At 70.9% G+C, this 12,801-nt stretch carries 13 protein-coding genes and 1 pseudogene; 6 read left to right on the top strand and 8 right to left on the bottom strand.

Annotated features, from left to right (window positions below):
• Positions 1–502: 502 nt before the first annotated feature.
• The 3 genes from ABR738_RS02190 to ABR738_RS02180 form a co-directional block, all read right to left on the bottom strand.
• On the bottom strand, positions 503–814 hold the full coding sequence (locus ABR738_RS02190; RefSeq protein WP_350228238.1) for a transposase: 312 nt from the start codon (positions 812–814) through the stop codon (positions 503–505).
• A 298-nt stretch (positions 815–1,112) separates the two neighbouring features.
• Positions 1,113–1,436, bottom strand: a complete 324-nt coding sequence (locus ABR738_RS02185; RefSeq protein ID WP_350228237.1) for a hypothetical protein — start codon at positions 1,434–1,436, stop codon at positions 1,113–1,115.
• Between the two features lie 249 nt (positions 1,437–1,685).
• Positions 1,686–2,090, bottom strand: a complete 405-nt coding sequence (locus tag ABR738_RS02180) for a DNA/RNA non-specific endonuclease (RefSeq protein ID WP_350228241.1) — start codon at positions 2,088–2,090, stop codon at positions 1,686–1,688.
• A 736-nt stretch (positions 2,091–2,826) separates the two neighbouring features.
• Between ABR738_RS02180 and ABR738_RS02175 the strand changes: the two genes are divergently transcribed.
• Positions 2,827–3,285, top strand: a complete 459-nt coding sequence (locus ABR738_RS02175; RefSeq protein ID WP_350228236.1) for a nuclear transport factor 2 family protein — start codon at positions 2,827–2,829, stop codon at positions 3,283–3,285.
• Between the two features lie 184 nt (positions 3,286–3,469).
• Here the strand turns inward: ABR738_RS02175 and ABR738_RS02170 are convergent, their stop codons facing one another.
• Genes ABR738_RS02170 through ABR738_RS02160 form a run of 3 tightly spaced genes read right to left on the bottom strand, consistent with a single transcriptional unit; the run spans position 3,470 to position 5,755 of the window.
• Positions 3,470–4,387 carry an MBL fold metallo-hydrolase gene (locus ABR738_RS02170; protein WP_350228235.1) on the bottom strand — a complete coding sequence of 306 codons (918 nt, stop codon included), beginning with the start codon at positions 4,385–4,387 and terminating at the stop codon, positions 3,470–3,472.
• A complete protein-coding gene (locus ABR738_RS02165) occupies positions 4,384–4,941 on the bottom strand; it encodes a flavin reductase family protein (protein ID WP_350228234.1) in 558 nt (185 codons plus the stop codon). Before ABR738_RS02165 ends, ABR738_RS02170 begins: the two co-directional genes overlap by 4 nt.
• 28 nt (positions 4,942–4,969) lie before the next feature.
• On the bottom strand, positions 4,970–5,755 hold the full coding sequence (locus ABR738_RS02160; protein WP_350228233.1) for an SDR family NAD(P)-dependent oxidoreductase: 786 nt from the start codon (positions 5,753–5,755) through the stop codon (positions 4,970–4,972).
• A 218-nt stretch (positions 5,756–5,973) separates the two neighbouring features.
• Here ABR738_RS02160 and ABR738_RS02155 point away from each other — a divergent pair, with 218 nt between their 5' ends.
• From ABR738_RS02155 to ABR738_RS02135, 5 genes and pseudogenes are all read left to right on the top strand, one after another.
• Positions 5,974–6,459 carry an SRPBCC family protein gene (locus tag ABR738_RS02155; protein ID WP_350228232.1) on the top strand — a complete coding sequence of 162 codons (486 nt, stop codon included), beginning with the start codon at positions 5,974–5,976 and terminating at the stop codon, positions 6,457–6,459.
• Between the two features lie 132 nt (positions 6,460–6,591).
• A pseudogene (locus tag ABR738_RS02150) lies at positions 6,592–6,781 on the top strand (IS5/IS1182 family transposase); the annotation flags it as partial.
• Positions 6,782–7,684: 903 nt separating this feature from the next.
• Positions 7,685–8,107, top strand: coding sequence for a transposase (locus ABR738_RS02145; RefSeq protein ID WP_350228231.1), 423 nt, complete (start codon positions 7,685–7,687; stop codon positions 8,105–8,107).
• A 192-nt stretch (positions 8,108–8,299) separates the two neighbouring features.
• Entirely contained in the window at positions 8,300–9,424 is a 1,125-nt protein-coding gene (locus ABR738_RS02140) for an acyl-CoA dehydrogenase family protein (RefSeq protein WP_350228230.1), read from the top strand.
• A 173-nt stretch (positions 9,425–9,597) separates the two neighbouring features.
• Positions 9,598–10,821, top strand: a complete 1,224-nt coding sequence (locus tag ABR738_RS02135; protein ID WP_350228229.1) for a cytochrome P450 — start codon at positions 9,598–9,600, stop codon at positions 10,819–10,821.
• A 273-nt stretch (positions 10,822–11,094) separates the two neighbouring features.
• Here ABR738_RS02135 and ABR738_RS02130 read toward each other — a convergent pair whose 3' ends face one another.
• Together ABR738_RS02130 and ABR738_RS02125 are read right to left on the bottom strand one after the other, a co-directional pair.
• The gene (locus tag ABR738_RS02130) at positions 11,095–12,366 is read right to left on the bottom strand and encodes an NAD(P)/FAD-dependent oxidoreductase (RefSeq protein WP_350228228.1); all 1,272 of its coding nucleotides are present in this window, start codon (positions 12,364–12,366) and stop codon (positions 11,095–11,097) included.
• Positions 12,366–12,689, bottom strand: coding sequence for a 2Fe-2S iron-sulfur cluster-binding protein (locus tag ABR738_RS02125; protein ID WP_350228227.1), 324 nt, complete (start codon positions 12,687–12,689; stop codon positions 12,366–12,368). Before ABR738_RS02125 ends, ABR738_RS02130 begins: the two co-directional genes overlap by 1 nt.
• Positions 12,690–12,801: the final 112 nt, after the last annotated feature.

Genomic DNA, 12,801 nt, shown 5'->3' with positions numbered 1-12,801 from the left:
GATGATGGTTGCCGGGTGGCAGAACTTCCCGCTGTCGAGGGGGAGGTGGGTGATGTCGGCGATGTACTTCGTGTTCGGCTGGCCTGTGGTGGGGTCGCGGCTGGTCAGGTCCGGCGTCCTGGCTGCGGCCGGGTCGGGGACGGTGGTGCGGTGCCGGTGGCGTGACCGGGCCCCTTCGGTCCTGGACGCCCGTATGATCCTGGGGGCCCGCTTGGTGGTTGGCCGCCTCAGCGCTGGTCTTGCGGGGCTCGGCGGTGATTCTCGGGGCTCTGTAGGTGCCGTCCGTTTCCTGGTGCAGGGCCCGTGTCCGGGCGGCCAAGTGTGCGTCGGTCGCCTGGCGGGCTGCCGGGCTGCCGGGCTGCCGGGCTGCCGGGCTGCCGGGCTGCCGGGCCCGTGGTGGTGCGGTGCCAGTAGTGGAAGCTTGAGCGGCTGACGCGGAGGGTGCTGCGCAGCGGCTTCACGCGGTAGCGGCGCTGATGGTCGGCGTCGCACTGGAAGTGGTTCACCAGCGCGTCTGCCCGGTGGAGTACTTGGCCGCGTACTTGGCCGCTTTGTGCAGGATCTCGCGTTCCTCCTCCCGCTCGCGGATCTTTTTGTGCAGGGCCGCGTTCTTTGCCTCCGGCGGGGCCGGCGGCTGGGCCGTCTGCGGCGTCCGGCGTCCTCGTGGATGGCTTGCTCGTCCAGCCCTGACCCGGTTGCGCAGGGTCTCCGGATTGATCCCCAGATGGGCAGCGACCGATTTGATCGTCGCGTCAGGTCGTGTCTCATACAGCGTGACCGCGTCCGCTTTGAACTGCGGCGGGTAGTTCTTCATGACCACGAGATGTCCGTTCTCGGATCCGCAGGGTCCAGTGTCTCGTGTGTCCGACATCAGGGGTCAAGGCCCCGAGCGGTGCCGTGTTCGTGGTCATAGGCGTGCTACAGCACCGCTGTTCCGTTGCCGTCCGGTCCACCTCCTTCGGCCTGTGGCGGCTGGGGCGGAGCACGGGCCGGCATTCTCTGGCCGAAGCACCGACGGTAACCGGCAGGCTAGCGGCATGCATGACGTTTGGTACTCGAGGACTTTTTACGGATCAGGTCCGGGAGCTGGAGAGCTTTGGCGTGTCCTGTCTTTACCCGTTGGCGGGGATTTCCTTGTTGGTCTCGAAGAGGTGCTGGTCCAGTGGCGTGTCGGGGAGGTACGCGGATTCGGTCTCTCCGGTCATCAGTGTCAGCAGGAACGTGGTGCAGGGTCCGGCATGCCGTTCCCATTGCGGACCGCGGCCCTCGTTGATGAGGATGGGCCAGTTCTCGGGTTTGTGTCCGGGGGCCGACAGGAAGTGGAGCACTTCGCTGCCTTCGTCCTTGTGGGCCCAGGGGATGAGGCGTGCGCCGTCCTGGTTCAGTTCGGCCGGGGCGTGGCTCGCCGCTGTCCCACGGGAGTTGCAGTGATGCACGGTACTGGGCGTTCATGGAGAGCAGGTCGTAGCGCGGTTGGGGGCAGGCGGGTGTCAGCAGCCAGACGTTCTCGTCGGACAGGCCGCCGCCGTAGGTGTTGGCCAGTTCCTTGTAGTCCTGGGGTGGTTCGGTGCCCAGTTGCCTCTCCTCGGTCGCCCAGTCCTGGGGGGCTGCGTCGGGAGGAGGCGGCAGCTCGGTGAGGCGGGTGAGAGAAGGGTTCATCAGCGGTCCTGGGGTGGGGGGGTCGTTCATGATGGTGACGGAGTTCGTGGGGAGCCTGAGTGCAGTGGCGTGAACTGGGACCCTGGGTTGCCGTGGGGCTGGGTGGTGGTAGCGACGGGCACGACGTCGGTGGGGTCGTTGGTCGGGTGGATCGGTGTGTCGTGGTGGGTGATCGTTTCGCCGCGGTCCATGGGTGTGCGTACGTCGTTTTCGAGCTGCCGCATGACGGGGCTGTTGGCACAGGCGTGCATGGCGACGAAGTTGCGTGGGTCCCTGTTTGAGCCGCCGAGCTGGGCTCCCCGTAGGTGGCTTTTGTTGCGGGCCGCGCCTTTTTGGTGTCGGGGAACGTGGACGCGGGGGCGGGTCTTGCCGTCCGTCATGTCGGGTTCCAGGGTGGCACGGGCGCCGGTTGCGTGGTCGCCCGGGCCCAGGGGCCCGTACTGGGCGCGGCCGTCTCAGGTGACGTCGGCCTGGTTGCAGTGGGTCAGGCCCAGAGGGTCGAGTTCGGACTGGGCGTGGGTCTCGTAGGCGACCGGATTGGGGCCGGGGTTCAACTGGGGGGGGCAGGGCTGGTGTACCGGGCGGTCTCGGGGGCGTGGGGGCGGAGATAGTTGTGGCTGAGTCCGGTTTCGGGATCGGCGTAGTGGCCGGGGGACCGCGGCGGGGTGTACGCGGTGGCCCCGGTGTTCCGTGCGGTGGTGCCCCGGGCGGTGGCCCGGGTCCGCCAGGCGACCGCGTCGTCGTCAACGACCTCGGCCGGGGTGTCAGAACCGAACTGTGTGGCCGTTGACACCGGGTCGGCTCGCGTTGTGGCGATGCCCTCGCCGGGAGCTGCTGGCTGAGCCTGGAACGATGAACGGTGCACCGGGAGCTGTTTTCGACGTTCCGTCGGGCGAGGCCGGAGATCTTCCCGTAGGTCGCCTGTTGCAGCGTCCGTCGGTGCCGCAGCGCGCTGGACTACCCCTTATCCGGTGGAGTGCGAACAGCAGGACCACACGACAGCTGAGCTCTCGCTCGCAGCATGAACCCCTGTGTCCACATTCCGGGGGTGACCTTGAGGGGTGTGGCTGGACCGGTGCTCCAGCGGGGCTGGAGCGGGTTGCGCAAGCGTGGGCGGCGGCCGATGCCGTCAGTTCCGGCGGCGGGCCTTTATGGAAAGGAGTCGCCGTGTCCCAGACGGTTCGCGGTAGGTACACCTTGGTCTCCGGGGACCTCTACGCCGAGGTCCAGACGTACTACGCGTGGCAGGTCCGGCGAGTGGACGCACTGGACATCGAAGGTTTCGCCCAGACGTTCACCGAGGACGGCGAGGTGTGGCACGCGGGCGGCTCCGTGCAGCGGGGGCGCCAGGAGATGCTCGCCGGGATGCGGGCCAGTCTGCCGCGCTACAAGGACGTCGCGGTGCGCCACTGGTTCGATCACCTGCTGGTGGAGGCCGACGCGGACGACCCGGACACGCTGCGGGTCTCGTACTACACCCTGGTCGCTCTCACCGACCGCGGGGGCAAGGTGAGCTTCCAGCCCACGTTCAGCGTCGATGACGTGCTGGTGCGCCGCGAGGGGGTGCTGTTCACGAGCAAGCGGGTGATCCGCCGCGACACCCCGGGCCCCGATCCGCATCGGTGAGGCGCCGCGGTACCGGGGCAGGGCCGACGTATAGGGAAAGGGGCCCTGAGGCAGGGCTCCTTTCCGTAGGCGTGCTGGTGGATCAGCCGATGTTCCGGCAGGTGTGCGCCTCGATGCCCTCGTTGTCCCCGGCGCCGGCCGCCCCGAGCGGGGGCTTCCTCTCGCCGCCGGGCCTGGCCCCTGCTCAGGCGTGGCAGACGGGCGGCCCTCCGTTGAACGCGACCATCTCCCTGAAGGACTCCAGAACGTCGATCCGTGCCCCCGGCGGCAGGCCGTCCTGTTCGGCGTAGGCCCGGTGCAGATTGCCGACCAGCCGCTCTGAGTCGACCAGTCCCGTGAACTCCCCGAGCTCGGCTTGTGCCGCGCACTGAAGCGGGGTCAGGCCGTCCCGCGCCCCGTCGTGGGCCAGTCGTTGCAGCAGCCGGACATACCGCTCGGTGAAGTCCAGCAACTCGGGCCCGCCGACCGGGCCGTGGCCCGCGACCACCGTGCGCGGCTCCAGGGCCCGCATCCGCTCCAGGGCCAGCAGGGAACCGCAGAGCGAGCCCATCAGGAGGAAGGGGGTGACGGCCGACCACACCACGTCCCCCGTGAAGAGCACCGAGCGTTCCGGCACCCACGCCACCACGTCGTTCGGGGTGTGCGCGGGGCCGACGTGCAGCAGCTCGACCCGTGGCCCGCCGGTGTGCAGGGTCAGGGTGTCCCGGAAGGTGAGCGACGGCAGGGTCAGGGGCGTCTCACCCCACTCCACGGACGGCCACAGCTGTCGCATGCCGAGGCCGGCCTCCTCGGAGTCCGCCCGGGTCCCCTCGTGGGCGACGATCACCGCACGAGGGGTGAACTGCCCGTTGCCGAAGGTGTGGTCGCCATGGAAATGGGTGTTGACGACGTAGTCCACCCCGCGCGGGGCGACCTGTTCGGTCTGTGTGCGCAGCCGCCGGGCGCGTGACTGGGTCGCCACCGTATCGATCAGCACGGCCCGGTCCTCGCCGACGATCAGCCCCGCGTTGTTCAGGCACCACCCGCCGCCGGGCTGTTCGAACGCCCATACACCGTCGGCGACTTGGCGCAGTGACGGCGGGGCGATGGTTACCGCGTTCACGCGGCCCGGCCCCCTTGGCGCATGTCAGCCTCGGCCGCGCCCAGCCGGGCGTAACGGCCGCGGTGGAAGAGCAGCGGCCTCGGGTCGCCCGCCCGGTCGTGCAGGGCGACGATCCGGCCCACGAGCAGGACATGGTCCCCGGCCTCGTGCGTGGCGTACAGCTCGCACTCGAAAAAGGCCTCGGCCTCCGGGACCACCGCGTTCCCAAGGACGCCCTCGACCGCGCCGAGGCGTAGCATCGCGGACTGTCCCTGCGGGCGGTCGGGATGGCTGAACTGCGCTGCCAGCTCCTGGTGTTCCTCGCTGAGCACGTTCACCGCGAAGCCGCCGCCGTTCACCACGCGCGGCCGCATCCGGCCGTCGGACTTGACCGAGACCAGGAGCAGCATGGGGTTGAGCGACACGGAGGTCAGGCTGTTCAGGGTCATGACGACGGTGTCGTCGCCGCTTCCCTGCGTGAGCAGAGTGACGCCGGTGGGAAAGCGCCCCATCGCGGCGCGGAACGCGGCCACGTCGGGACCTGCGGCGAGCAGTGTGCCACCCGTGTGGGTCATGGTAGGGCTCCGTCTCTGATAGCGGTCTTCAGTAATTTCCCAGGCCGCCACAGACGTTGAGCGCCTGCGCCGTGATGGAGGCGGCGGTGTCGGACGCCAGATAGCCGACCAGGCCCGCCACCTCCTGGGGGGTGGAGTAACGGCCCAGCGGGATCTTGGCGTTGAACTTCTCCTGGATGTCCTGCTCGCTCACGCCGTAGTGGCCGGCGTAGCCCTGGCGCACCCGCTGGGCCATCGGGGTCTCGACATAGCCGGGGCACACGGCGTTCACCGTGATGCCCGTCAAAGCCAGCTCCTTGCCCACGGCCTTGGTGAAGCCGACCACACCGTGCTTGGACGCCGAGTAGGGGGCGGCGAGCTCCACGCCCTGCTTGCCGCCGGTGGAGGCGATGTTGATGATCCGGCCCCAGTCGCCGTCCCGCATCCGGCCGGTGCTCAGTACATCACGGGTCACCCGGAACGTGCCGTTGAGATTGGTGTCGATCACATCCAGCCACAGCGAGTCCGCGAGCTCGGCGGTCACCCCGCCACCGCCCCTGCCCGCGTTGTTGACGAGAATGTCGATGCGCCCGTACGTCCGGACGGCCTCCTCGACCGCGGCCTTCACCTGCTCGCTGGAGGTGACATCGCAGACGGTGCCGGAGACCTCCAGGCCCTTTTCGCGCAGCTGCTTCACCACGGTGCGTACGCTGTCCTCGCCGCGCGCCACGCCGAACACCGCCGCGCCCTGCCGGGCCAGCAGCTCGGCCACGGCCAGGCCGATCCCGCTGGTCGCGCCCGTGACGAAGGCGACCCGTCGTTTCGCGTCTGTCATGGTGCTCTCCCGTTGGTCGTATGCGGTCCTGCGGTGGGCCGACCGTCACGCCGGGGCCTCGCGCCGGGCTCGACTCCCGGCCGAGCGGGCCGTTCGGCTGTCCTGACCGCGCCCCGGCGCCGGACGTTCACCACCCCCCCAGCCGGGCTCGATCCAGGGTCCAGCGCGCCCGGCCAGCGTGGCAGGAGTCCCGTGCGGCAACTGAGCGAGGAGGGCCCGTGCCCGAGCAGACGCAGACCATCCCGGACGTGCGCAAGTCGGTGACCGTGGCGGTCACGACCGGGGAAGCCTTCAGGGTGTTCACCGAGCGCCCCGAGGACTGGTGGCCGCCGTCCCACATCCTGGTCAAGAAGGAGCGGGCCGGTCTCGCCTTCGAACCGGGGGTGGGCGGCCGCTACTACGAGTGGGACGTGGACGGCACCGAGATCGCCTGGGGCCAAATCCTTCAGTGGGAGCCGGGCCGCCGGCTCGTCATGACGTGGCGGATCGACGGGCGCTGGCAGTCCATCCCCAACGACGAGCGGGCCAGCGAGATCGAGGTCGACTTCGAGCCACTCGACGCCGGCCGGACCAAGGTGTCCCTGGCCCACGTCAAGCTGCACAGACATGGTGAGGGCGCCGAGGGGATCTTCCGGGCGCTGGACGGGCCGAGTCCGGGCGAAACCCTGGAGCGGTTCGCCGCGGCCGTCGCGCAGAGCACCTGAACCGCTCCCCGGCCGGTGCGCCGGCCACTCGACCGGGGGCCCGGCCGCGAAGGCGGACGCGTTGGCTTATCCGGGCCGGTGCGTGACGCCGGTCCTCATGACCCGGTTGTGGTCTTGAGGACCGGCGTTGCCGACTGGAAGTGCGCGCTGGGGCTGGACCTGGCCGATCCGGGGGTGCGACTTCGCGGTGCTGTCGGAGCTCCGGGACCGGCTGGTCAGTGCCGACGGCGGGCGGTCGGTGCTGGAGGGCATCCTGGCTGCCCGGCAGGAGGGGCTGCTCGGCGGCGGGGGCAGGGCGCGCACGGACTCCCCGCATGTGGTGTGGTCGGCGCGTGAACGGACTCCCCGCATGTGGTGTGGTCGGCGCGCGCACGGACTCCCGGCATGTGGTGTGGTCGGCGCGCGCACGGACTCCCCGCATGTGGTGTGGTCGGCGCGCGCACGGACTCCCGGCATGTGGTGTGGTCGGCGCGTGAGCTGAACTGGCTGGAGTGGGCCGGCGAGAGCGGGCGGGCGGCGCTGAACGCGGTGGCCCTCGCCGAGCCGGACTGGCTGAATGCGCGTCCTGTGCCGGACTGGTTCACGCACTACGCGACCCGGATCGAGGACTCCCGCTTCCCCACGTCCCAGGCCAAGCGCGTCGAAGCGGGCCGGCGGATCGGTGCGGACGGCATGCGGCTGCTGGGGATGGCCCCACCTGCCCCTGCACCAGGTGGAAGCACTGGACCCACATCTGCCGCAGCGCCTCGACCCCCGCGGCGGTGTCCGCAGGCCGGGGCGCCGTCCGCCCCAAAAGACCGGCCGCCGGGCGCGAAGCGCCTGGTCACTCCGTATGGCACCGAGGCCAGGGGCAGCGTGAAGCGCGACGCTTTTTGGGACGGTTTCAAGGTCCCTCTCACCCAGACGTGTGAGCCGCAGACGGTGCATCTGGTCACGAACGTGACCACCACTGCCGCCACCGTCCCCGACGACGGATGGCCGCCGTCCTCCACACCGCCCTCGCGAGGCGGGGCCTGCCGCCCGGCGAGCACGGGGCGGGCACCGCCTATGCCAACGCCACCGCTCTGGCCGCCGCCCGCCGTGATCACCAGGTCGCGCTGCACGGGCCGCTGAAGTCGGTGACCGTGCCGCATGCCCGTGGTGAGGCCGCCTTCGGGCAGGACGCCTTCAGCATCGACTGGGACAACCAGCACGTGACCTGCCCCCACGGCGTCACCAGCACGCAGTGGCACCAGCGCCGTTCGCAGGACGGGCTGTTGGCCATCCGGGTCCGGTTCTCTCCGGCGGGCTGCAGCACCTGCCCCCCCGGCTGCGGAACCGCCTCGACTCCCCGAAAGCCCAGCGACGGGAGATCGGCATCAAGCCCCGTGAGGAGTACGAGGCCCTCCATCTCGCCCGCAAGCTCCAGGCGACCGACGAGCGGAAGGACCGTCACAAGATCCGCGCCGGGGCCGAAGGGACCATCTCCCAGGCAGTGCAAGCCTGCGGCCTGCGCGGATCCCGCTACCGTGGCCTGGCCAAGACCAGCCTCCAGCACCAGCTCACCGGCGCCGCGATCAACCTCATCCGCATCGAGCCCTGCCTCACCTGCAAACCTCATGCCCGCACCCGCACCAGCCCCCCGGCAGGACTTCGCCCCGCCGCATAACGACGGGGCGAAGCAACCAGGGCCCCGATAGACCAACAGCGTCCAAAGGCGCGGCCGGCCCTCTGCCGTGCCCGCGCCACCGGCCTGCCGAGACCAAGCGCCGGTACAGGCGACCTCGAGCGAGGCGTAGCAGGATCCAGCCAGGACATCACGATGCGTCGGCGCACCGTGTCACCACAGGAGGTCACGAGGATGGGGACCACTCCCGACAACGGCACCGGGCTGCTTCCCGCCGCGGAGAAGATACGTATCCTCGCGGCCGGGCACGCCCTGGAGGCGGACCAGCGACGCAGGCTCTCTCCCGAAGTGGCCGGCGCGCTGGGTGAGGCCGGCTTCGCCCGGCACTTCGTCGCCGCCGAATGGGGCGGCACCGAGGGCTCCTTCGACGAACTCACCCGAGCGGTGACGGCGGTGGGCGAGGGCTGTGCGGCCGCCGCCTGGTGCGCATCGCTGTCCGCCTACTCGGCGCGGTTCGCGGCGCACCTGCCCAAGGAAGGACATCACGCACTGTGGGGCGGCAGCCCGGACACGATCATCGCCACCGCTCTGATGCCGGCCGGGCGCGCGGTGCCGGCCGACGGCGGCTGGCGGCTGAGCGGCCGCTGGAGTTACGTCAGCGGGATCGAGTTCGCGTCCTGGGCGCTGGTGTGCGCCGCGGTGCCCGGCCCGGGCGGCGACGGTCCTCCCGAGCTGCGGTTCTTCGCCCTGGCCCGGGGTACGTACGCCATCGAGGAGACCTGGGACAGCGTGGGCATGCGCGCGACCGGCAGTCACACCGTGGTGGTCGACGACGCCTTCGTGCCGCGGCATCTGTCCTTCGCCCGCGCTGACATGCTGACCGGTCGCAACGCCACCTCCTCACTGGCCTGCCACCAGGTGCCGTTCCAGGCGGTCGGCGGCCTCACCTTCATCGCGCCGGTGGCCGGGGCCGCCGCGGGAGCGCTGCAGGCATGCGCGAGCACCGTGACCGGGCGCAAACGTACGGTCACGGCCGAGACGAAGCTGGTGCGGGCCTCCGGCCGGATCGACGCGGCCCGTCACCTCGTCCTGCAGAACGCCCAGGTGCTGGACCAGCGGCAGTTCACCTCCGCCCTCATGGCGCGCAACGAGCGCAACGCCACCTTCGCGGCCGAACTCCTCCAAGAGGCGCTGGACCTGCTGATCCACGCGGCCGGCACCAGCGGCCTCGGCGAGGGCCACGCCTTGCAGCGGCTGTGGCGGGACGTCACGTCGGCGACCAGCCACGTCGCCCTGCAGTACGACACGGCGGCCCGCAAGAACTACTCCACGGTGCTGTTGGGGCCGCCCGAGCAGTGAGACCGGGGCGCAAACAAGCCCGCGGACAGGGCAGGGCGCCGCGGGTCTCGGCTCGGTGCGCCCTGCGCGCGTGGGCGCGGGGGCCTCAACGAGCTCCACCACGAGGCGACTTGCTCTCCAACGGATGCCCGTACGGTGAGCCGGAATTCGGCGGCCAATGCGGAGGAGTCACCGTGTCTGTCCTTCATCAGGAAACCGATGTGTACCCCCTGCCGGGCTCCACCTACCGCGGGCCGTCCCCGCGCTATGCGGGGCTGCGCAGGGGACGGCCGGTCGTGAAGGTGCCCACGTCGGGTGGCGTGGACGCCTGGCTGGTCACCCGCTACGAGGACGTACGGGAACTGTCGGCCGATCCGCGACTGAGCCGGGCGCAGGCCTGTGGCGAGGGGGCATTGAGGGTCGGCGGCACGATGCACACCACTCCGGAAATGATCATCTCGCTGGACGCCCCCGAACACTCCCGCCTCCGCAAGCTCGTCGCGGGCGCCTTCACGATGCGGCGGGTCGAGCGCATGCGCGCCAACGTGCAGAAAGTCTGTGACGACTTGCTCGACGCCCTGCGGGTCGGCGACGCAAGGGCGGACCTGGTGCAGGAGCTGGCGGTGCCGCTGCCGCTGACCGTCATCGGAGAGCTGCTGGGCGTGCCGCCGAAGGATCTGCGGGCCTTCGAGCGGTGGGCCCGCGCGTTCGCCACGGTGGACGACCGGGCGGGCGGCGAGGAATCCCTCAATGCCCTCGCGAAGCTCAGCGAGTACATCGTCGGACTGATCGCCCACAAGCGTGCCGACCCCGCCGACGACATGCTGTCCGAGCTGATCGCGGCGCGGGACAACGATGACCGGCTGAGCGAGCAGGAGCTGGTCACCTTCGGGTTCACCCTCATCGGCGCCGGTTTCGACACCACGGCCAACCAACTTGCCAACTCCGTCCTCGCGCTGTTGACCGAGGGCCGCGACCAGTGGCAGTGGCTGGCCGAGGACACCTCCAGGATCCCCACAGCCGTCGAGGAACTGCTGCGGCACGTCAACCTGTTCGCCACCGACACCTCCGGCTTCCCGCGCATCGCCGCCCAGGACATCGAGGTCGGCGGCGTGACGATACGCAAGGGCGACGCCGTGCTCCTCGCCCTCGCCTCGGCCAACCGGGACGAGACCGTCTTCGCCGACCCCGACCGGCTCGACCTCGCGCGCGAGCGCAACCCGCACATCTCCTTCGGACACGGCCTCCACCACTGTCTCGGCAAGCATCTGGGGCGGATGGAGCTGGTGATCGCCGTCGAGGGCCTGGTGCGCCGGTTCCCCGATCTGCGGCTGGCCGTGCCGGAGTCCGAACTGCCCTGGCACGCAGGCGAGATCAACCACACGCTGACCAGCCTCCCGGTCGCCTGGGGCCCGTGATCCGCACGCGCACCCGCGGGCATCGGTGAGCCGGTCCCGGCCCTTGTCGTGGGCGCCTGGGCCGGCTCTCTCGTTCGGCAGGCACCGGCTCGCGCCCGCACGGGGCACGTTCGGCGAACGACGCGACGATGACCCGCGGAGCACCCGGGTGCGGGCACACGGCTGCGCCCGCGACCTGGCCGGGCCGCGGGCGCAAGACGGCGGGGCCGCCTCACCGCGCCGCGCCGCAGGCAGGCACGCCCCCGGCCCGGGCACGCGATGGGGGCCGGCGCCTCAGGCGGGCACGGCCGGCCTGTCCACACGCCCCGGCACGGCCGTGCGGGCGTGGTTCTTGAGGTCGAAACCGGGCAGCCGGACATCGTCCGGGGTCAGGTCGGTGCCGGCGCCGAGCAGCCGACGCACGATGCCATGGTCGGCGGGCCTGTTGACCGTCTCCACCGAGACCAGCCGGCCCCGGCGGAAACAGAAGACGGAGAACCGGCCCTCGTCAAGATCGCCGACCGTGACCGCCTCGTCATGGCCTGCGGTCAGCCCCACGATGTGCAGTCGCAGGTCGTACTGCTGCGACCAGAACGCCGGGACGGCCGTGTACGGTACCGGCTCGCCGCAGATCCCGGCAGCCACGCACCGAGCCTGGTCCGATGCGTTCTGCACCGACTCCAGCCGGACAGAGCGGCCCAGGTGCGGGCTGGGGAAGCGGGCGCAGTCGCCGATCGCGTACACGGCCGGGTCGCTGGTCCGCAGCCGCTGATCGACGATGATGCCGTCGCCGACGACGAGCCCCGCCTCGGCGGCGAGTTCGGAGTTGGGCAGCACGCCGACACCGATGACCACGAGATCGGCGGGCACCCGCTCGCCGCCGTCCAGCTCCAGGGCCTCGACCCGGCCGCACGCGTCGGCTCGCAGCCCCCTCACCTCCCGGCCCAGCAGCAGACGCACCCCGCGATCACGGTGCCGGCCGGCGAGCCACGCCGACATCTGTGCGGTGAGCGCCCTGGACAGCACCCGTGGCTCGCTCTCCACCACGGTGACGCCGTGGCCCAACATGCGTGCGGTGGCGGCGAGTTCAAGCCCGATGAACCCGGCGCCGATCACCGCGACGCGCCGCGCCGGGCCGTCCAGGCGCTGCCGGAGCTCCTCGGCGTCCGCGAGCGTGCGCAGCGACAGGACGCCCCAAAGACCGACATCGGCCAGTGGAAGTGTGCGCGGCCGGGCACCGGTGGCCAGCACCAGCTTGTCGTAGCGCAGCGTGGCACCCGAGCCCAGGTGCACGGCCCGCCGGGTGAGGTCGACGCGCCGGGCGCGGTCGCCGGACACGAACGTGACGTCCCGGTCCGCGAAGAACGACCCGCCGCGCAGAGCCAGGTCCTCTGCCGTGACGTCACCGCGGAGATAGCCCTTGGACAACGGCGGCCGCTGGTAGGGACGTACGGACTCCTCACCGACGAGGGTGACGCGGCCCGCGTACCCCCTGCCGCGCAGCGCGGCCACGGTCTCCAGGCCGCCCTGGCCGGCGCCGATGACGACAACTCCCGCCGTGGCCATCAGCTCTGGGCCTCGGGCAGATGGACCAGCAGGCCGTCGAGCGCATCGGAGACCGGCAACTGGCAGCTCAGCCGGCTGCTGTCCTGCCGTGGGCAGGCCGTGCCGTACAGCACGTCGTCCTCGACGGAATCCATCTCGGGAAGCGGCAGCGTGTTGGCCTCGTCGATGTAGACATGGCAGGTGCCGCACTGGGCGGAACCGCCGCACTGTGCCTCGATGCCGTCGACGTCATTGAGCTTCGCGCCCCGCATGACCGTGTTGGGCGCCGTGACGTCGACGACGGTGACCGTGCCGTTCGGATGCTTGTACGTGATCTTGGCCATGGCTTCCTCCGTCAAATGTTCGGCCGCCCGCGAAGACGCACCCGGACTCTTGCCACCGGTACTCGGGGCGCGGTGGAGCACCTCTCGACGGCCCCGCTCCTTTCGTACTCGC

This window comes from Streptomyces sp. Edi4 (assembly GCF_040253615.1).
Lineage (GTDB): Bacteria > Actinomycetota > Actinomycetes > Streptomycetales > Streptomycetaceae > Streptomyces.
This window is presented reverse-complemented; position numbering and strand designations above follow the sequence as displayed.

What these genes read in the sequence shown, in the direction of transcription:
- ABR738_RS02190 (WP_350228238.1), bottom strand. Translation starts at nt 814, where the DNA reads ATGAAGAACTACCCGCCGCAGTTCAAAGCGGACGCGGTCACGCTGTAT.
- ABR738_RS02165 (WP_350228234.1), bottom strand. Translation starts at nt 4,941, where the DNA reads ATGACCCACACGGGTGGCACACTGCTCGCCGCAGGTCCCGACGTGGCC.
- ABR738_RS02160 (WP_350228233.1), bottom strand. Translation starts at nt 5,755, where the DNA reads ATGACAGACGCGAAACGACGGGTCGCCTTCGTCACGGGCGCGACCAGC.
- ABR738_RS02140 (WP_350228230.1), top strand. Translation starts at nt 8,300, where the DNA reads ATGGGGACCACTCCCGACAACGGCACCGGGCTGCTTCCCGCCGCGGAG.
- ABR738_RS02130 (WP_350228228.1), bottom strand. Translation starts at nt 12,366, where the DNA reads ATGGCCACGGCGGGAGTTGTCGTCATCGGCGCCGGCCAGGGCGGCCTG.
- ABR738_RS02125 (WP_350228227.1), bottom strand. Translation starts at nt 12,689, where the DNA reads ATGGCCAAGATCACGTACAAGCATCCGAACGGCACGGTCACCGTCGTC.